This is a genomic window from Planctobacterium sp. R6 (assembly GCF_055755215.1).
In genome coordinates, this window is record NZ_JBVTQY010000039.1 from 1 (window position 1) to 18,117 (window position 18,117).

Genomic DNA, 18,117 nt, shown 5'->3' on the forward strand with positions numbered 1-18,117 from the left:
GAACAGCTAGAGATCGTCGCCTTGGTGAGCCGTTACCTCACCAACAAGCTAATCTCGCTTAGGTTCATCCCAGGGCGAGAGCCGAAGCCCTCTTTGGTCCGTAGACGTTATGCGGTATTAGCCATCGTTTCCAATGGTTGTCCCCCACCCCGGGGCAGATCCCTAAGTATTACTCACCCGTCCGCCACTCGTCAGCGATAGCAAGCTATCCTGTTACCGTTCGACTTGCATGTGTTAGGCCTGCCGCCAGCGTTCAATCTGAGCCATGATCAAACTCTTCAATTAAAATCGAATATATAAATTTTTTGGGTCGACATCAAAATCAATCGATGCCCACACAGATTGTCTTATTGCTGATTGTTAAAGAACGTTGCCAACTTGTTTTTGTTAGCTGCTTCGTTTATCTCCCGAAGCGGAGGCGCATTCTACGCTGTTGAGTTGCAGTGTCAATCTTTTTTTCTAAAAAATTTTAACTTTCTTTTCAAATCTAAGTTCTGAGAACCTGGACTTGAGCTGTTCAACTCAATGTGGCGCGCATTATAAGCAGATAATTTGCGATTGCAAGCGCTATTTAAGAAATTAATAGTTATTTTATCTGAAGTCTTATAATTCGATTTTATCCATAAAAAACAGATAGTTAATTGAGAACTGTATATTTAAACAACAAAAAAGCCGTCTTTCAGACGGCTTTTTATGGATTAACGATATAAAAGAGGTTTAACTGCCTTCGCTCTGCTTTTTATCCTGGTTACTGTCTGTTACCTCTGCGGGCTTTGATTCTTTAAAATCAGCATCGCCTTCTTCCGCATCACCCAGGACGTGCTCCAACTTAACCTTGTCTACAGTTCGAAACGTATTGATGGGCCCGGCGACTGTGTATAGGGCGAAGACCAGAAATAAAACTAAAGATGGCTCAGTTGCCACAATGATGAATACGACACAAACCAGTAACAAGGCAACGAAAGGCACTTTGCCATGCCAGTTTACTTCTTTAAATGAATTATATTTGAAATTACTCACCATCAAAATTCCGGCGGCGGCAGTAATTAAACATACCAGCACCTCGACAAATGCCAGATTGAACACTTCTTTTACCTGGTATTCTTCGCCGACCCAAACCATACCGGCTACCAGTGCTGCAGCAGATGGGCTTGGCAGCCCCTGAAAGAAGCGCTTATCTGCAGTTTCTACGGTTGTGTTGAAGCGAGCCAGCCTTAAGGCAGCACCGGCGACATAAATAAATGCGGCTAACCAACCCAATTTATTGAGTCCGGACAAAGCCCAGTTGTAGGCTATTAACGCTGGCGCCATACCAAAAGAAACCATATCTGCCATTGAATCATATTCAGCACCAAATTCACTTTGGGTATTGGTCATCCGGGCAACCCGGCCATCCAGCCCATCAAAGATCATGGCAATAAATACAGCAACGGCTGCAGAGATAAACTGCCCATTCATTGAAGCAACAACAGCATAAAATCCTGAGAAGATACCAGCTGTGGTGAGAAGATTAGGCAACAGGTAAATGCCTTTCTTTTTTGTTTCTGTCATTCATTCCTCCAAGTAGACAGAGAAAATAGCACAAAAACACAGGGTTATTAACAGAAGTAAAAATAAAAAAGCACCAACCGTGTTGATGCTTTTAGATTAAGAGAATAATTCCTTAGGCGTTTGCATTGAAAGTCAGGTTTTCACCGTCAACATCTACTGTAATATTGTCACCTTTTTTAAAGTCACCTGACAATAATCGTTGCGCCAATGGGTTCTCAATTTCCTGTTGAATCGCCCTTTTCAGTGGGCGCGCGCCAAACACTGCATCGAATCCAGCTTCTGAAATTTTCGCTAACGCCGCGTCCGTGACCTCTAAGGTCATTTCCTGTTCCACCAGTCGCTTATGCAAGTGCTGCAACTGAATAGACGCTATCGACTTAATATGTGACTTGCCTAGCGGGTGGAATACCACGGTATCATCGATACGGTTAATAAATTCCGGACGGAAATGGTCAGCAACCACTTCCATGACGGTAGTTTTCATTTGCTCGTAGTCTTTTTCCAGGTGCTGTTCCTGAATCAGATCTGAGCCCAGGTTGCTGGTCATGATCACCACAGTATTTTTAAAGTCAACCGTGCGCCCTTTACCATCTGTCAGGCGACCATCATCTAACAATTGCAATAAAATATTGAAGACATCAGGGTGGGCTTTTTCCACTTCGTCCAGGAGAATAACCGAATAAGGTTTGCGTCTTACCGCTTCGGTCAGATAACCGCCTTCATCATACCCTACGTATCCAGGGGGCGCGCCTACCAATCGGGCGACTGAGTGTTTTTCCATAAACTCAGACATATCTATGCGCACCATGGCATTTTCAGTATCGAACATAAACTCAGCCAGTGCTTTGCACAGCTCAGTTTTACCGACACCGGTGGGCCCCAAAAATAAAAACGAACCTATGGGGCGATTGGGATCAGACAACCCGGCTCTGGAACGACGAATGGCATTGGACACCACGCCGACAGCCTGTTGTTGACCGATAACCCGGGAATGCAATTGCTCTTCCATTTGCAATAACTTTTCTTTTTCGCCTTCCAGCATTTTATTTACTGGTATGCCGGTCCAGCGTGACAGCACATCTGCTATTTCAACATCAGTTACTTTATTCCTTAGCAAGGTAGAATGCTGTTGCTTCTCGGACAGATTAGCAAAGTCCAGTTTTTGTTCCAGCTCAGGAATACGACCATATTGCAATTCAGACATTCTGTTCAGGTCCTGGGCACGACGAGCAATTTCCAGATCCAGTTTTGCCTGTTCAAGTTCTTGTTTGATGTGTTGCGCACCCTGCATGGCCACTTTTTCTGCTGACCACACTTTTTCCAGCTCTGCCAGCGTGTTTTCCAGCTTTTCTCGTTCCAATTCCATGGCCGCGAGGCGCTTGAAGCTGGCTTCATCGGTTTCTTTGGAGAGCGCCTGTTCTTCCAGTTTGTACTGAATGATTTTGCGTTCCAGACGATCCATATCCTCTGGTTTTGAATCAATCTGCAGACGAATACGGGATGCCGCTTCGTCAATTAAATCTATCGCCTTGTCTGGCAACTGACGATCACTAATGTAACGATGAGATAAAGCGGCGGCAGCAACGATGGCCGGATCGGTAATATCTACCGAATGGTGTAATTCATAGCGTTCTTTTAAACCACGCAGTATGGCAATGGTGTCTTCCACTGTGGGCTCTTCCACCAATACTTTCTGGAAGCGACGTTCCAGGGCGGCATCTTTTTCAATGTATTTGCGGTATTCATCCAAAGTGGTGGCACCCACACAGTGCAATTCACCGCGTGCCAGCGCGGGTTTGAGCATGTTCCCGGCATCCATGGCCCCTTCGCCGCCTTTACCGGCGCCCACCATGGTGTGCAACTCATCAATAAATAGGATGACATTGCCTTCTTCTTTGGCTAACTCAGATAAAACCGCTTTTAAGCGTTCCTCGAATTCGCCGCGGTACTTAGCGCCCGCCACCAGCGCGCCCATGTCCAGTGACAAAACGCGTTTGTGCTTTAGCCCCTCAGGCACTTCTGCATTAATGATGCGTTGGGCCAGGCCTTCCACAATGGCGGTTTTACCTACGCCTGGTTCACCAATTAATACCGGGTTATTTTTGGTACGGCGCTGCAATACCTGGATAGTGCGACGAATTTCCTCATCGCGCCCTATTACCGGGTCCAGCTTGCCCTGCTCCGCTCTGAGAGTCAGGTCGGTGGTGTACTTTTCCAATGCCTGTCTGACATCTTCGGCATTGGGATCAGTCACTTTTTGACCGCCACGTAATTTCTCGATGGCCGCCTCGATATTTTGTTCAGTAGCACCCAACTTACGCAATAACTCACCCAATTTGCCCGGCTCTTTGGTGGCCGCCAAAACAAATATTTCCGAGGTGATGTAATCATCTTTGCGTTTTTGCGCCACCTTATCGCACAAGTTCAATGTGACAACCGCTTCCTTGGAAAGCTGGACATCACCACCGATGCCGGAGACGCGTGGTAACTTATCAAGTGCTTCAGCAAGTACAGAACGCAGACTATTAACGTTGACGCCAGCGGCTTCCATTAATAATTTAACGGTACTGCCTTCCTGATTCATGAGGGCCATCATGATATGAACAGGCTCGATGTATTGATGATCCCGTCCTAACGCGAGGGATTGCGCATCAGATATAGCGACCTGAAATTTACTGGTTAAGCGATCTAATCTCATTCTTACTTCCGAATAATACTAACTACAGAACTAGATGGGTTTGCCGGGCACAGATTCAAGAATAGATTTAACTAAAAATAATGCAATTGTGATGACAGGAGTTATTGCAACCAGATAAGTGTTGCCATTCTTCCGGTCTGTCCATCTCTGCGATAACTGAAAAAGCGAGATTCATCAGAATAGGTACAAAGCCCGCTGGAATACACCTGATGAACGCCGCAGGCATTGAGCTTCATGGTTGCTATTGCAAATATGTCGGCCAGATATTTATCACCCGACATAGGCTTGAACGCATTTTGCTGTGAGGCAAACGCCTCGCGAACTTCGCCTCCTACCTCAAAGGCTTGCGGACCAATTGCAGGCCCCAACCAGGCTAACACCTGCCCTTCAGGCGTAATAGTTTGTATTAATTTCTCTAGTATCCCACCAGCCAAACCCCGCCAACCACAATGTAGCGCAGCCACAAAGCTGCCGGCGGTATCAGTGAGCAATACAGGCAAACAATCTGCCGTCATCACCACGCAAACTCGTTGCTTAGCACGGGTGTAACTACCATCTGCCGTGTTGTTTACAATTAACTGATGGTTGAGTTCGAGGATATCAGTGCCGTGTACCTGATTGAGCCATAAGGGCTGTTCGGGACAGGGTAAATTATTGCGATTTTGCTGCACCGACTCCGCGACATCACCCACATGCAAGCCCAGGTTTTGCGATGCAAAAGGCGCCCGGCTTACACCAGCGGTGCGCAATGTAGAAATGGCCTTTACCGATTCCGGTGCCGGCCATTCAGGAATAAGATAATGGGACATGAATTTTATTGATTACGCAAACTCATCAAAGGCTTCGGTGTCTTCCCGTAAAGCCACCAACAGAGCTTTGATGTCGTCTGGTAACGGTGCCTGCCAACTCATCCACTCACCGGTTAACGGATGGAATAAACCCAACTGCACAGCATGCAACGCCTGACGTCTGAATCCTCTGAGCTGTTCTGTTAACTGCTCTGTCGCACTTTTTGGCAACTTCAAGCCAATGCCATAAAGCTGATCGCCCACCAGGCTGTGTTTAATGTAATCCATGTGCACGCGGATTTGGTGAGTACGGCCAGTTTCCAGCTTTAACCTGAGATGGGTATGTTCGCGAAACCGCTCAATAACGCGATAATGGGTAACCGCCTCTTTGCCCATTTCTTTCACGGCCATTGCAACGCGCTTGGTACTGTGTCGGCCAATAGGTTTATCTACCGTACCGCCACCCACCATTGCCCCAATGGCAACCGCTTCATATTCACGGCTTATTTCTCTGGCCTGCAATTGGGTAACCAGTTGCGTATGGGCTGCAATATTTTTCGCCACTACCATTAAGCCGGAGGTGTCTTTATCAAGACGATGTACAATACCGGCACGGGGCACCACTGAAATATCAGGGTAATGATAAAGCAGTGCATTTAACAAAGTACCGGACTGATTTCCTGCACCGGGATGCACGACTAAACCCACAGGTTTATTCACGATGATGATATCGTCATCTTCATACACCACGTTAATTGGCAGATCTTCAGGTTGATATCCAACCTCATCTTCTACCTGTGCTTCCAGTTCAAGCACTTCAATGCCTTTCATTTTCAGTCTTGGAGTAACGACAACCTGCCCATCGACTTTGACATTGCCTTCTAATATCCAGTTTTTTAATCGTGAACGAGAAAAATCATCAAAACATTCGGCCAGACATTGATCCAGACGCAGCCCGGCATGTTGAAGTTCTAATTCGGCACTTAACGATACAACTTGCAAAAGAATTTCCTAAATAAACTCATGTGTGTGAAAACCTGTTACAGCCTTCAGCTCAGGTTCAAAAAATTAGCGTTATGTTACCAGAATTCGGAACTTTTATAGCAGTTAATTGTTCTTATCAGCACGGGAATCGTATAGTATTGCCGGTCGACGCTAAACGCGACCCGAATTAAATGCACAACAAGATAAAATTTTATATGACTCGAACAAATTTTAGACGCGCTCTCATTTCGTTGTTATTCACTGCTGTACTGGCCGCCTGTTCGTCTTCCCCGGATGATGAAGAATTGGCAATTGCTAACAAAGGTGCAGAAGCATTATATGAAGATGCCAAAGCCGCAATGGAAATTGGTAACTACAGTAACGCTGCAACCATTTTAAGTGCCCTGGACTCCCGTTATCCATTTGGCCCATTTTCCAGTCAGGTGCAACTGGATCTGATTTATTCGTATTTTAAATCCGGTAAGAATGATGAAGCCCTGGCGACTATTGATCGTTTCACCCGACTAAACCCCAATCATTCAGATGTAGACTACGCCTATTACATGCGGGGCATCGTGAATATGGAGTTTGATAAAAATTTCTTTCAGGAGATTTTTAATTTAGATCGCGCCGACAGAGATACATCCAAAGCACGCGAAGCCTTTAACGACTTCAACAATTTGATCTTTAAGTTTCCCGAAAGCAAATATGCCGCTGACGCTAAAAAGCGTATGGTGTTTATTAAAGATCGCCTGGCCCGCTATGAATTAGCTATCGCCAGGTATTACATAAAGCGCGAAGCCTATGTGGCAGCTGCTAACAGAGGTCAGTACATAGTGGAAAACTTCTCCGATACCGTGCATGTACAAACCGCACTGGAAATTATGGTGGAATGTTACGATTTACTGGGCCTGGAAGAACTGAAAAATAATGCCATGGAAACCCTGAGGCTAAACTATCCCAATAGTGACTTGTTGGGATAAGTTTTATTCTGCTAAACAGATATTAAAAAACGCGCTTCGGCGCGTTTTTTTGTGTCTGCGATTTGGCCGTAATTCCGGCATATTAGGTTTAAAGAAGGGTGCGAAACTATTACATTAGTTCTCTGTTGTTTTTTTTCGAAGGGGCGATCCTCTTCCCCCCCCCTTTGGCCCTGACGCAAGACAACATAAGCCTCAAGAACAGAACCGGAAGACCTTCAATGATAGCGCATCCCTGCGCTAGCATTGACTTGGGCAACTTCTCTGTTACCAATCTTCAGGTTTTTCCTGCCCTCTCAGCTTATCTCGCGAAAGGACCAGATTTGTCGTACTTCGAACTGATAAAGGCATAGGATTTTACGGGATTCAAAATGAGTATTGTGGCGGTTATTGCTAGAAGGCAGGGGTTACCGTATATCTGTCGCTGGAATTTACCAATTTGAAGATGGATGCTGATCTTCAAATTTGGTTCTATGATGTTGCTTCTTCGAAGGGGAGATCCCCTTCAACCCCCTTTTGGCCCGGACGCGAGACAACATAAGCCTCAATCGCAGAACCCGAAGACCGTCAATGATGGCACTTCCGTGTGCCAGCTTTGACTTGGGCAACTTCCTTGTTGCCAATCTTCGGGTTTTATCTGCGCCTTCAGTTTATCTCGCGAAAGGGCCAGATTTATCCGAGCTTCGAACTAACATCCAGGCATTATGTAATCAATTTAAAATGAGTTTGCTCATTAGCGGCTTATACCGTTTTGCTGACGTTCGATTGGTGAATGTAAGAAGGCCGCTATGTGCCAAAAGCGGTCGTTCTGCTTGCAAGAGTCCGGCCCACTTGACCCTCAATAATAAGATGTTATGTTGCACAAATAAAATTCCGCGTATGGGAAAAAGAATTGGCTATAAATGTGAGTATGGAGGTAAATGTCGACATCTCGTTTGGGTTGGAATCCCAAGTGACTGAGCTAATTGAAACCTTTAAATTTGGCGTAAATAAACTTAAGGAGCTTGCTATGAAAATTACAAACGTTAATTCATGTGTATGGTGCGGAGTGGCGTTCTTGCGGGGCCATGGTGGGACATTCCAACCCTTACGAGAGATGCGGCTTTACCAGAAGTATTTGCTGGCCAATAGGAACGTAGAGAGGTTCGAATCCTCTCCCTCGCACTAAATTTTATTGTGGGTGTCTCTAAACAACTGCAAGTTACTCAAATACACTCCAACTGGCTTTCATAGAGATGATGAACCAAATATACAAGATTGATCCGTCTGCCTCTCCAGAAAAGGCTCAGCAGCTAGCGGAGATCTGGGGCGAGGTAGTTAGCTCGATAATAAAGGAAATGTTCGATATCGCGAATCCTCAAATGGATGACTTGCATATCAATCTTCGTGAAGAGATGGCGCATGAGCTAGCTAAATTAATCTTATTTATTTCAGAGAAAGTCGCATCTGATCGAACGAGCGGACGGGCTATAAATGAAATTGACCAGCATTTAGAACGCGAGCAATGTTTCAGTTTAGAAGGTAAAGAGCGAATATCAAATACTGCGAAAAACTGTGCAAGCCAAATATGGTTACGCAAATATAATGAAAGATGGAAACCAAAAACAGTTGCTGCTCTGAGAAAGGAAAAAAATACAAATAAAATAACTATTACACCCAAGGCAGTTGAAAACAATCATTTCATCCCGAAGTCCTTCATCAAAAGGTACTGGTCAGAAGGTCAATTTATCTACAGAAACATCAAAACACCTGAAGGGATTGAGGAAAAAAAGGAAACTCCTTTTGGCAGCTGGGGTTTTAGAAAAAACCTGTACTCTGAAAGGTTAGAGGCCTATTTTGGGCTTTTGGAGGGAGATGCGGTTCGACCTATCCAAATGATGTTAGATGTGGAGCCTTTGAATCGGCCTCAACGCGAGGCGTTGATCGGCTTCATAGTAATTCAGAGGATACGAAACCCTCATTTCATGGAGTCATTAAAAAAACCTGTTGCTCCCTTGGTTGCCTCCGAAGTGGGGGCCGATAAAGCGGAAGACGAGCGGTACATGAGAGATGTTTATGAAACACTCTACAGGCAGAACGAGTTCTACGATAAGTTGGCTAGGCCAATAATGTATAGTCGTTGGGTTATCGTACGCTCAGAAACACCGGATTTTGTATTGCCAGATGTATGTAATATATTTGGGCATCACGAAGGTAGGCAGTACGTTTTTATGCCTTTGAATCCAAAAGATTGCCTAGTCGTGCTTCCAGTTGAAGTAAAAGAACCTCGAATCGTTCCTCATTATATAAAGGCATCTGGCTCCATGACCCAAGACATATCCTACGTACTACGCTGTGCTGCCCAAAGTGAGTTTCTGAGCACTAGCAGTGCATCTTTTTACAGTATCAACGAAGAGCCTAACAAAATCATGCAACGGATAGTTTTATCCATCGCAAAAATTACCGCTGATGAATAGTATTAACGACTGCTTTGGTGTGTTAGCAGTCAGTGGAGAAGTACAAGGTGAGTGACATCTATCTTTAAAAAGCAGCCAGTTCGAGTGTTTTTTTTGTTATTCAAAATAACAACGACATTCATTTTTGGTTCTTTCATTGCTCCTCGACTGTGTAGTTCGAAGTCCATAGGTTTCCTGCCCCTGTGCGAGATAAGCCGAAAGTGAAGAAAAATCCTGAAAGAGAGACATCAGGGATGATGTCTCAGGCAATGCTGGCACAAGGACGTGCCATCATTGTCGGTCTTTCAGGTTCTTCGCTTGAGGCTTATGCTTTCTCGCACCCGGGGCAAAGGGGGGTTTTAGGGGAGCTCCCCTAAGAAAAAAGTACATCAGAACACTGAAGGTTGATGTTTCAAAAAAGGCCTAAAACAGTAGTAACCTTGAATATTTTGCCGAACTAGCCAATTTTCGTTCCCTACAAAACCGGCATTCACACCATCCATGGCAATAAAGTTCAACCTACAGGTTAATTGCTAGTCAGCGGTACGGGCAATGGGGGCAGAAATAAAAACCAGCCGCTTTTATCTAAAGCGGCTCGCTTATTTAAAGAATAAATGGCTAAAGGGGTTTAGCAAACGGGCTAGTCCCGAGGTAAAGTGCAGTGGCTGATCCACAAAACTAAACACCAGACATCCATCGTCATGATTGGAAACCGGCATATGAGTATTGTCCTGGTTCATCAAAATAAAATCACCGGTGTCATAGCAGCGATGACCATCTTCAAATTCGCCATTGATCACCAGGGTCAGCTCGTTGCCACGATGTGTGTGCTCCGGTACGCTGCCACCTTTTTCCATATAGATAAAGTGACCTTTCCCCATATCACCCAGGTCTACTGGTGCCTGCCAAAGCTTACCCACCAGTTTTGTCCATGACTCCGTTTTTGTCGCGACTCTTCGCAGCGCCCGCGGTAACTCGAACTGCCGACCTTCCCATTCCAGAAAGTGTTTTTCAGGTATAACTGTCTCTGTCTTGATGGGTTCCAGCTTCATTATGTCAAACATCATGCTATCGAAGCTGATTTCCGTTGTCGCCGGTGACGCCTCTGGTAACAGCTGCTCACTCAACTTTTCGGTGATGCTGTCCAGTTCATCCTGGCAATGCGGGCACATATCAACGTGAGCAGCAATCAATAGCGCCCAGGCGGGTTCTGCCTCGCCCCTGGCAAATTGAAGCAATTGATTGTGGTCGGGATGGTACTTAATCATGTTCCTTTAAAATCTCTCTCAATCTTTGCAGTGCTAACCGGGTACGGGATTTCACCGTACCTAAGGGGATTTGCAACTCATCAGCCACTTCTTGTTGGGATTTGCCTTTGACATAGATTGCCTCTATCACAACCTGCTGTTTCGCCGGAAGTTTGTCCAGATATTCTCCCACCTGGTCGAGCGTAGTTTGCTCTTCGATATCGACTTCGCCGGGATCGGCAGTTTGCTCTACCAGCACTGGCCACAAGTCATCGGAGCATATGTCTTCTTTGCGATTTTGCTGCTTGCGCAGCATGTCAAAACGAATATTTCGGGCAATGGTAAATATCCAGGTTGAAGGAGAGCCCTTTTCCTGATTGAACAGGTGTGCTTTTTGCCAAACATTGGTCATGGTGTCCTGCACCAGCTCCATGGCCAGCGCATCGTTGCCTATTTGACGGAGCGCGTAAGATTTAACCCTCGGAGCAAAAAAACTGAACAACGTGGAGAATGATACCCGACATCGCTGTTCCGCTACTTTACGCAGGCAATCAGACATTTCGTTTGCGCATTCTTTGGGTTCCCGAACGCGCGCCTGCTCTTTAGTCACCGACATTCCAACCAGCATGATTTCTACCTTTTTGTGAGCTTATCCAAAACTACGGACATTAGCGATAAAAAGATCACCTGATTAACGATTCTAAAAATTCCACGACGACTTTGGGGTTTTGTTGCGTCATCAATTGTTGTTTGTCAGCGGCCTTTATGGGTAGCAATTCCAACCACCGAAACACCACCCAGGACAAGTCTTTGAGGGGAGGATCGGTGTACAGTGATTGAAGCTCCGGATAACTGGCTATGATTTGCACCAGACGCTCCTGCAATAACGGGGCGTCTATACCGGGAAAGGTATCTGATGACCACAAAGGTAATTCCTCAATTTCCCCCACCCGCAAGCCGTCTTGCTGTGTCTGAATTTCCCCCACCGTGAACAAGTACTGCCCTTCAATAGTGATACCAAGCAAACCATCATCCAGCATGTCAAAGTCAATGATCTTGACGTATGTGCCTATCGGATAAATATGTTGATTTTTTTCTTTATCACCATGGGCGTTAAACATACAAATGCCAAATCCGGTTTGCGCTTTTAAGGTTTCTTTCACCATGCGCAGATAGCGGGCTTCAAATATCCGAAGCGCCATCTTGCCGCCGGGAAAAATATGAGCGGACAGAGGAAATAACGGAATTTGCACAGAATCTGACAAAACTTTATTCTCCCAATAACTCGTCGTTACTGTTGTTTACTGAATCGGCACACATATGGATTAACCTTGATCTTAAATTCCTTCTGGCCTGTACTAATCGAAGGAACATTCAGACTCTACCACGAGCGACTTCAATGTCAGTATTAGATAACTTTACCGATTTCTACAAAGATTTACGAACAGATAAGTTGGAACAACTGCAAACTATCTACCACCCAGATATCATTTTTACCGACCCGGTGGGGAGCCATGTGGGATTGGTGACTGTGCATGAATATTTCAAACACCTGCTGGAAAGCACCCGGCGCTGTGAGTTTCACATCCAACACATCACCAACGCGACGGATTTCGCCTTTGTTCGCTGGGTAATGATACTGGAACATCCCAAACTGGCCGGAGGCAACGAAATTAAGCTGGACGGCGTAAGTGAACTCAAAATAGATAACAATTTAATTGTTGCGCAAACCGATTTTTATGACATGGGGGCCATGTTCTATGAACACATTCCGGTGCTTAAAACTCTGGTTCGATTCGTCAAAAACAAAATCAAGAATTACAAGGCATAACTGTGAGCAAAAAGATTGCGATTATCGGTACCGGAATATCAGGGTTAACTTGCGGCTACTTATTAAACAAACACCACGACATCACGATTTTCGAAGCCAATGATTATATCGGCGGTCATACTGCCACTGTCGATGTTGACGTGGCGGGTAAATCTTACGCGATTGATACCGGCTTTATCGTATTCAATGACTGGACCTATCCCAATTTCATTAAACTGATGGATCGGTTAAAGGTACAACGGCAACCCACTGAAATGAGTTTCAGTGTCAAAAACACCGCACAAAACCTGGAATATAATGGCAACACCCTGAATACCCTGTTCGCCCAACGGCGTAACCTGTTAAGACCAAAGTTTATTCGCATAGTCAGGGATATCCTAAAGTTCAACAAGCTGTGCAAACTGGAACACTCGACCCCAACGTTTGACAGCAATGCTACACTGGGCGACTTAATGAATAAACACCAGTTGAGTGATGATTTTGCTCACAACTATATCCTACCCATGTGTGCCGCCATCTGGTCCTCCAGCCTGGAAAGTGTCAGGCAGTTCCCTTTGCGCTTCTTTTTGCAGTTTTTTATGAATCATGGGCTGCTCAACATCACTGACCGCCCACAATGGTATACCCTGGTAGGTGGCTCGCGCAGCTACATTGGCCCACTAACTACCAACTTTAAAGACCGAATTTTTCTGAACAGTGGCGTAACAAAGGTGGTTAAAAATGAGCAAGGTTATTTTGTCGAAAGCCACAACGAAAACCTGAATGGTATTTATGACGAGATAATTTTCGCCTGTCATAGTGACCAGGCCCTGAAAATGTTAGATAACCCCAGCGAACAGCTCCAGGCAATTCTGGGAGCCATTCCCTATTCTGACAACGAAGTGGTTTTACACACAGACACAAACCTGTTACCAAAACGGCCATTAGCCTGGGCCAGTTGGAATTATCTGTTGGATGGTAGCAGTGATGAACAAACCGCACCGGCCACACTAACCTATGATATGAATATCTTGCAGCGTCTGACATCCGACACCACCTTCTGTGTCACCCTCAATGCCACGCACAAAATCAACCCGGAAAAGATTCTGCGCAAATTTAACTATGCACATCCACAATTTAGTGAGCAGACCATCAAAGCACAGCAACAGCGGGAACAAATTTGTGGAGTTGAGGGATTGCACTTTTGCGGCGCTTATTGGTACAACGGTTTTCATGAAGATGGCCTGAAGAGTGCTTTAGATGTATGCCAACGTTTCGGTGCAACCCTGTGAATAAAGATGATATTCAATTAAACAGTGCTCTGTACATTGGTGAAACCTGGCATCACAGGTACAGCCCTAAAGTGCACAGTTTTAAATACCATATCATGATGTTTTGGCTGGACCTGGACGAAGTTCAGCTTTTGGACAAACAATTGCGCTTTTTCAGTGAAGGCCGCTTTAATTGGGTACAGTTTAGGCGCAGTGATTACCTGTCTAAAAACCAAAACAGTCTGAAACAGGAAGCGTTGGAAACCATGTCGTCGCTTGCCGGTAAAAGCTTAACTGGCAAGATATTTCTGCTTTCGCCACTGCGTATCTTAGGAATGTACTTTAGCCCGGTTAATTTTTACTACTTGCAGGATACTGACGGAAACTTCACCCACATGCTGGCTGAGGTGAGCAACACCCCCTGGAACGAAAGACATTGCTACCTGGTGGATTTAGCACAACAAGATATGACTGATAAAGCCTTTCACGTGTCGCCATTTAACCCCATCGACATGCAATATCAATGGCAAATAGCAGCGCCCGGTCAATCGCTAAAATTACAGCTGGATTGCATAAAAGAGCACAAGCACTTTTCAGCAGCGATTGCTCTGAAACGTTCACCGTTAAACAATCGCACTATGGGTAAAACCCTGTTTAAATTCCCCCACATCACCATCAAAACCCTGTGGGGTATTTATTGGCAAGCGCTGAAACTATTGCTAAAAAGAATACCAATTTACGATCATCCGGATAGAATATAGCGTTTTTTTCGGGGTGAATTAAAGTGCATAAAAGAGTTAGCGGCTGTCTGGTGGTGCTGTCAGCTATGGCGATTCTTGCCGGTTGTAGTAGTAACAACCGCATCACGCAAATTAATGGGCCTGATGCCGTTATCAAATACAATGAGAAAGACACCAGCAAAGTGCGCTTTAACAATCTGATTTCCAAAAAGCCAGAATATCCGGTGACCTGCACCGAGGATTGTTATCCAGAATCACCCTGGGTTGAATGCCAGACACCGGCACAGAATTGTCGATATACAGGCCCTCAATCCACCACTGAGTTACAAAGCGGATTTGAAATACAATGGCTGGGGCACGCCAGCTTTTCCATTAAAAGTTCAGATGGCAGCCTGGTACTGCTTGACCCTGTTAGTCGGCAATTCGACTGGCCGGTTAACTGGGCGTTCCAACTGACTGGCGGTGTTAAGCGCAGCGAACCGGCATGGCTATCTGAGCAAACACTAAAATCTGTAGACGCCGTTTTGTATTCCCATATTCACTACGACCATTTTAACAAAAGTGATATCGAAGCCATCGGTAACCGCGCTAAGTACTATACGCCTATGGGTTTTGCAGAGCATTTCCCTGATGGCGGTTATACTATTAATGAGATGAGTTGGTTTTCCGAAACTTCAGTGAATGAACTCAATTTGACCTTTGTACCTGCAAACCATTTCAGTGGCAGGATTTGGGTTCCCTTTTTGTACGAAGACGAAAACACCACGCTTTGGGGCGGTTGGGTAATTGAGCAAGCTGAACACAAAATTTTCTTTGCGGGTGATACGGGCTATTCGCCACATTTCAAAGAGATTAAAAACCGTCTTGGGGCAATGGATGTCTGTCTAATGCCGATTGCGTCCTATTATCACCCAGAAGCAGGGTCCTGGTACCGATTTGTTCACACCACGCCTGAGGACGCTCTCATTGCTGCCGAAGAGCTGGAATGTAAGGTGATGATCCCCTGGGGTTATGGCAACAACAGTTGGCAAATGGGAGATCACAGCTCCCACTCTGCCCTGCTTAGGCTATTGCATATGCACCAGCAGTTAAACTTCTCAGTACCACTACTGATTTTGAACGAGAATGACACTGTTCAGCTATAACCGCTGAATCAGTCGCTAATCTTCATCCGCACCATTAATACTGTCGGAGATCTTTTTCAGGCGCTGCAATGCCTTGTAGTTCACCGATGATTTGGGGAACCTGCCTTTCGCGGAGAGTTTACCTGCATCAATACCCGTCAGTATGGTAACGGCTTCATCCACAGTCGCCACACAGTAAATGTGAAACACGCCTTTTTTTACCGCTTCAACGACTTTACTATTTAGCATCAGATTGATCTGATTGGATTTCGGTATGACCACCCCTTGCTTTCCGCTGAATCCACGGTGATGACACAACTTGAAAAAGCCCTCGATCTTTTCATTCACACCACCAATGGATTGCACTTCGCCATATTGATTGATAGACCCGGTTACCGCCAACTCCTGTTTCACCGGCACGCCGGTAAGTGCCGACAGCAATGCCACCAGCTCCGCCAGCGAAGCACTGTCGCCATCCACATGGCCGTAAGATTGTTCGATAGCAATGTTAGCGGACAAGGTTAGCGGAAAATCCTGTGCGTATTTATGCCCCAGGTAACCGGTTAACAACATTACGCCTTTTGAGTGAATGGATTGCCCCAACTCGACTTCCCGTTCAATATCCACCACACCGTTGGAACCGGCATATACAGTAGAGGTAATTCGTGCCGGTGTGCCAAACACGCTGTCACCAATTTCCAGCACGGTAAGGCCATTGATTTTACCCACGGCCTCCCCTTCGGTATCAATTAATACCTGACCTTCTTTGATGTCGTCCAGAAGCGCCTGACTGATACGGCCACTGCGCCGGGTTTTGGCTTCCAGCGCTTCATTGATATGTGACACATCCATTTCAATTGCCCCTTTTTGGCGACAAAAATAGGCGGCCTCCTGCAGCAGCTCTATTACGTCGGCAAAACGGGCAGACAGTCGCTCCTGATGCTCTGCAGTACGTAAACTGTATTCCACCAGTTTATGCATGGCAGGATTGGAAATGCTGGCAAACTCCAACTTTTTCACATGATTGCGCACCCGCCCCACGAAATCGTACAGATTACCTTTATTTAGAGGGATCTCAGAATCAAAATCCACCAGTACTCTGAACAGCTCTTCGAATTCGTCATCGTATTCCTGCAACATGTAATACAAATCACGTGTGCCCAACAGGATCACTTTGACACTCAGGGGAATTTGCTGCGGATTCAGGGTGATGGAATTCACCATGCCATAGTCATGTTGGGAAATATCCAGTTTTACTTCACCAAACTTCAGTGCCAGCTTCAACGATTCCCAGACAAAGGGTTGATGAATCATCTTGTCGGCATCCAGCAACAGATAGCCGCCATTGGCTTTGTGCAGGGCGCCGGGTCGAATCATACGGAAGTTGGTAAACAATGAACCCTGCACGTTACTGTATTCAATACGGCCAAAAATATTCTGGTAGGTGGGATTGGGTTCATATACTACCGGCGCACCGCTGTCCGGCTCATGGCTGGTAATGATATTAGGCAGGTACTGTTCTTCTAAAATGGTGCGTTTATCATATTCGTCGTGTTTGTCTTCTTTGCTATCCGGTGCCAGTACTTCAACCACGATTTTAACCAGATCAGGTTTCAACTGGCGCAGGAACTTCAATATCCCCAGATCAGCACTGTATTTATGTTCCAGTTGCTTAAGAATAGGTTTAATAGCCTGTTCCGCCGTTTCCTTTTTCAAAATCCTCAGACGTTCTGATGACTCCCGTTTCCATTGCGGTAACTCAATTAACTTTTCATTGAGAATTTCTTCCAGGTCATCAATAAGGTCATAAAAGTACTGGCGTTTTTCATCAGAGAGTTTGGCAAACTCTTCGTCATCTATGGGTTTGCCATTGATAATAGGTGAAAAGCTGATGGTGCCATCTTCTTCGTAAAGTGCCACATCCTTCTTCTGCGCATAGGTCTCGATTTCATCAATGACTTTGTCGTAACGTTGATCGTAGTCGCGAGCGACCGCCGCTTTTTTACGCTGGTAACCCGGGTTGTCATACACTGCCGGAAAGGTATCTAACAATTCATCGATTAGGGCGTTGACCTCCTTAACCAGTTGCTTGCCCTCACCCGGGGTTAATCGCAAAGCTATCGGCTCGCGCTCATCGTCAAAATTATTGATGTAGCACCAGTCATCGGGCGTGTCAGTTTTGCTTACAAATTTTTCGACATATTCCTGTACCAGAGTATAACGCCCTGTTGCATGCTCCCCCATAACATAGAGATTGTAGCCTTTTGCATCTATGCCTAAGCCGAATTCCAGCGCCTCTCGAGCGCGCTCCTGACCAATAAAAGTGCTGTGTAACACGGCATCATCTTTCAGGGCGTGGTTAATGATCCGTTTGTGAATATTGGCTGATAGTTGTTCTGGCGTCAGAGGTGCAATAGACTTCATGATTTCCTTAATAAATCGTCGCTTTTTATCATTTTCTAGCCTAGTGAAGCTTGATTATTTGTCGC

The 18,117-nt window shown here is 45.6% G+C and carries 15 protein-coding genes and 1 rRNA gene; 7 read left to right on the plus strand and 9 right to left on the minus strand.

Annotated elements, in window-relative coordinates:
* From AC0J20_RS18820 to rluD, 5 genes are all read right to left on the minus strand, one after another.
* A 16S ribosomal RNA gene (locus tag AC0J20_RS18820) occupies positions 1–285 on the minus strand; the annotation flags it as partial.
* A gap of 432 nt (positions 286–717) precedes the next feature.
* On the minus strand, positions 718–1,551 hold the full coding sequence (pssA, locus tag AC0J20_RS18825) for a CDP-diacylglycerol--serine O-phosphatidyltransferase (RefSeq protein WP_229528877.1): 834 nt from the start codon (positions 1,549–1,551) through the stop codon (positions 718–720).
* Positions 1,552–1,663: 112 nt separating this feature from the next.
* Positions 1,664–4,249 carry an ATP-dependent chaperone ClpB gene (clpB, locus tag AC0J20_RS18830; protein WP_229528876.1) on the minus strand — a complete coding sequence of 862 codons (2,586 nt, stop codon included), beginning with the start codon at positions 4,247–4,249 and terminating at the stop codon, positions 1,664–1,666.
* Between the two features lie 101 nt (positions 4,250–4,350).
* The gene (gene pgeF, locus AC0J20_RS18835) at positions 4,351–5,058 is read right to left on the minus strand and encodes a peptidoglycan editing factor PgeF (RefSeq protein WP_473022917.1); all 708 of its coding nucleotides are present in this window, start codon (positions 5,056–5,058) and stop codon (positions 4,351–4,353) included.
* A 12-nt stretch (positions 5,059–5,070) separates the two neighbouring features.
* A complete protein-coding gene (gene rluD / locus AC0J20_RS18840; protein ID WP_473022918.1) occupies positions 5,071–6,039 on the minus strand; it encodes a 23S rRNA pseudouridine(1911/1915/1917) synthase RluD in 969 nt (322 codons plus the stop codon).
* Between the two features lie 197 nt (positions 6,040–6,236).
* On the opposite strand from rluD, the gene AC0J20_RS18845 reads away from it, so the two are divergent.
* The 3 genes from AC0J20_RS18845 to AC0J20_RS18855 all read left to right on the plus strand — a co-directional run bounded on the left by AC0J20_RS18845 (position 6,237) and on the right by AC0J20_RS18855 (position 9,813).
* Positions 6,237–7,004, plus strand: coding sequence for an outer membrane protein assembly factor BamD (locus AC0J20_RS18845; RefSeq protein WP_229528874.1), 768 nt, complete (start codon positions 6,237–6,239; stop codon positions 7,002–7,004).
* 1,232 nt (positions 7,005–8,236) lie between these two features.
* On the plus strand, positions 8,237–9,457 hold the full coding sequence (locus tag AC0J20_RS18850; protein ID WP_473022919.1) for a DUF4238 domain-containing protein: 1,221 nt from the start codon (positions 8,237–8,239) through the stop codon (positions 9,455–9,457).
* Positions 9,458–9,639: 182 nt separating this feature from the next.
* Positions 9,640–9,813: a hypothetical protein gene (locus AC0J20_RS18855; protein WP_473022920.1), complete on the plus strand. Its 174-nt coding sequence runs from the start codon at positions 9,640–9,642 to the stop codon at positions 9,811–9,813.
* 222 nt (positions 9,814–10,035) lie between these two features.
* Here the strand turns inward: AC0J20_RS18855 and AC0J20_RS18860 are convergent, their stop codons facing one another.
* From AC0J20_RS18860 to AC0J20_RS18870, 3 genes are read right to left on the minus strand one after another with little or no spacing between them, the layout of a single operon-like run.
* Positions 10,036–10,704 (minus strand): ChrR family anti-sigma-E factor, encoded by a 669-nt coding sequence (locus AC0J20_RS18860; RefSeq protein WP_473022921.1) that lies wholly within the window; start codon positions 10,702–10,704, stop codon positions 10,036–10,038.
* On the minus strand, positions 10,697–11,311 hold the full coding sequence (locus AC0J20_RS18865) for a sigma-70 family RNA polymerase sigma factor (protein ID WP_229528867.1): 615 nt from the start codon (positions 11,309–11,311) through the stop codon (positions 10,697–10,699). The genes AC0J20_RS18860 and AC0J20_RS18865 overlap by 8 nt, the downstream gene beginning before the upstream one ends.
* A 55-nt stretch (positions 11,312–11,366) precedes the next feature.
* Complete coding sequence (locus tag AC0J20_RS18870; RefSeq protein ID WP_473022922.1) at positions 11,367–11,948, minus strand: LON peptidase substrate-binding domain-containing protein; 582 nt, start codon at positions 11,946–11,948, stop codon at positions 11,367–11,369.
* Positions 11,949–12,082: 134 nt separating this feature from the next.
* On the opposite strand from AC0J20_RS18870, the gene AC0J20_RS18875 reads away from it, so the two are divergent.
* From AC0J20_RS18875 to AC0J20_RS18890, 4 genes are all read left to right on the plus strand, one after another.
* Positions 12,083–12,514 carry a nuclear transport factor 2 family protein gene (locus AC0J20_RS18875; RefSeq protein ID WP_473022923.1) on the plus strand — a complete coding sequence of 144 codons (432 nt, stop codon included), beginning with the start codon at positions 12,083–12,085 and terminating at the stop codon, positions 12,512–12,514.
* A 2-nt stretch (positions 12,515–12,516) separates the two neighbouring features.
* Positions 12,517–13,785: an NAD(P)/FAD-dependent oxidoreductase gene (locus AC0J20_RS18880; RefSeq protein ID WP_473022924.1), complete on the plus strand. Its 1,269-nt coding sequence runs from the start codon at positions 12,517–12,519 to the stop codon at positions 13,783–13,785.
* A complete protein-coding gene (locus AC0J20_RS18885) occupies positions 13,782–14,525 on the plus strand; it encodes a DUF1365 domain-containing protein (RefSeq protein ID WP_473022925.1) in 744 nt (247 codons plus the stop codon). Before AC0J20_RS18880 ends, AC0J20_RS18885 begins: the two co-directional genes overlap by 4 nt.
* A gap of 65 nt (positions 14,526–14,590) precedes the next feature.
* Positions 14,591–15,649, plus strand: a complete 1,059-nt coding sequence (locus tag AC0J20_RS18890) for an MBL fold metallo-hydrolase (RefSeq protein WP_473022939.1) — start codon at positions 14,591–14,593, stop codon at positions 15,647–15,649.
* Between the two features lie 15 nt (positions 15,650–15,664).
* Here AC0J20_RS18890 and AC0J20_RS18895 read toward each other — a convergent pair whose 3' ends face one another.
* Positions 15,665–18,052: a Lon protease family protein gene (locus AC0J20_RS18895; protein ID WP_473022926.1), complete on the minus strand. Its 2,388-nt coding sequence runs from the start codon at positions 18,050–18,052 to the stop codon at positions 15,665–15,667.
* Positions 18,053–18,117: the final 65 nt, after the last annotated feature.

Coding starts and splice junctions, on each gene's coding strand:
- AC0J20_RS18860 (WP_473022921.1), bottom strand. CDS start 10,704: ATGATTAAGTACCATCCCGACCACAATCAATTGCTTCAATTTGCCAGG.
- pssA (WP_229528877.1), bottom strand. CDS start 1,551: ATGACAGAAACAAAAAAGAAAGGCATTTACCTGTTGCCTAATCTTCTC.
- AC0J20_RS18875 (WP_473022923.1), top strand. CDS start 12,083: ATGTCAGTATTAGATAACTTTACCGATTTCTACAAAGATTTACGAACA.
- clpB (WP_229528876.1), bottom strand. CDS start 4,249: ATGAGATTAGATCGCTTAACCAGTAAATTTCAGGTCGCTATATCTGAT.
- AC0J20_RS18890 (WP_473022939.1), top strand. CDS start 14,591: ATGGCGATTCTTGCCGGTTGTAGTAGTAACAACCGCATCACGCAAATT.
- AC0J20_RS18865 (WP_229528867.1), bottom strand. CDS start 11,311: ATGCTGGTTGGAATGTCGGTGACTAAAGAGCAGGCGCGCGTTCGGGAA.
- AC0J20_RS18895 (WP_473022926.1), bottom strand. CDS start 18,052: ATGAAGTCTATTGCACCTCTGACGCCAGAACAACTATCAGCCAATATT.
- pgeF (WP_473022917.1), bottom strand. CDS start 5,058: ATGTCCCATTATCTTATTCCTGAATGGCCGGCACCGGAATCGGTAAAG.
- AC0J20_RS18850 (WP_473022919.1), top strand. CDS start 8,237: ATGATGAACCAAATATACAAGATTGATCCGTCTGCCTCTCCAGAAAAG.
- AC0J20_RS18845 (WP_229528874.1), top strand. CDS start 6,237: ATGACTCGAACAAATTTTAGACGCGCTCTCATTTCGTTGTTATTCACT.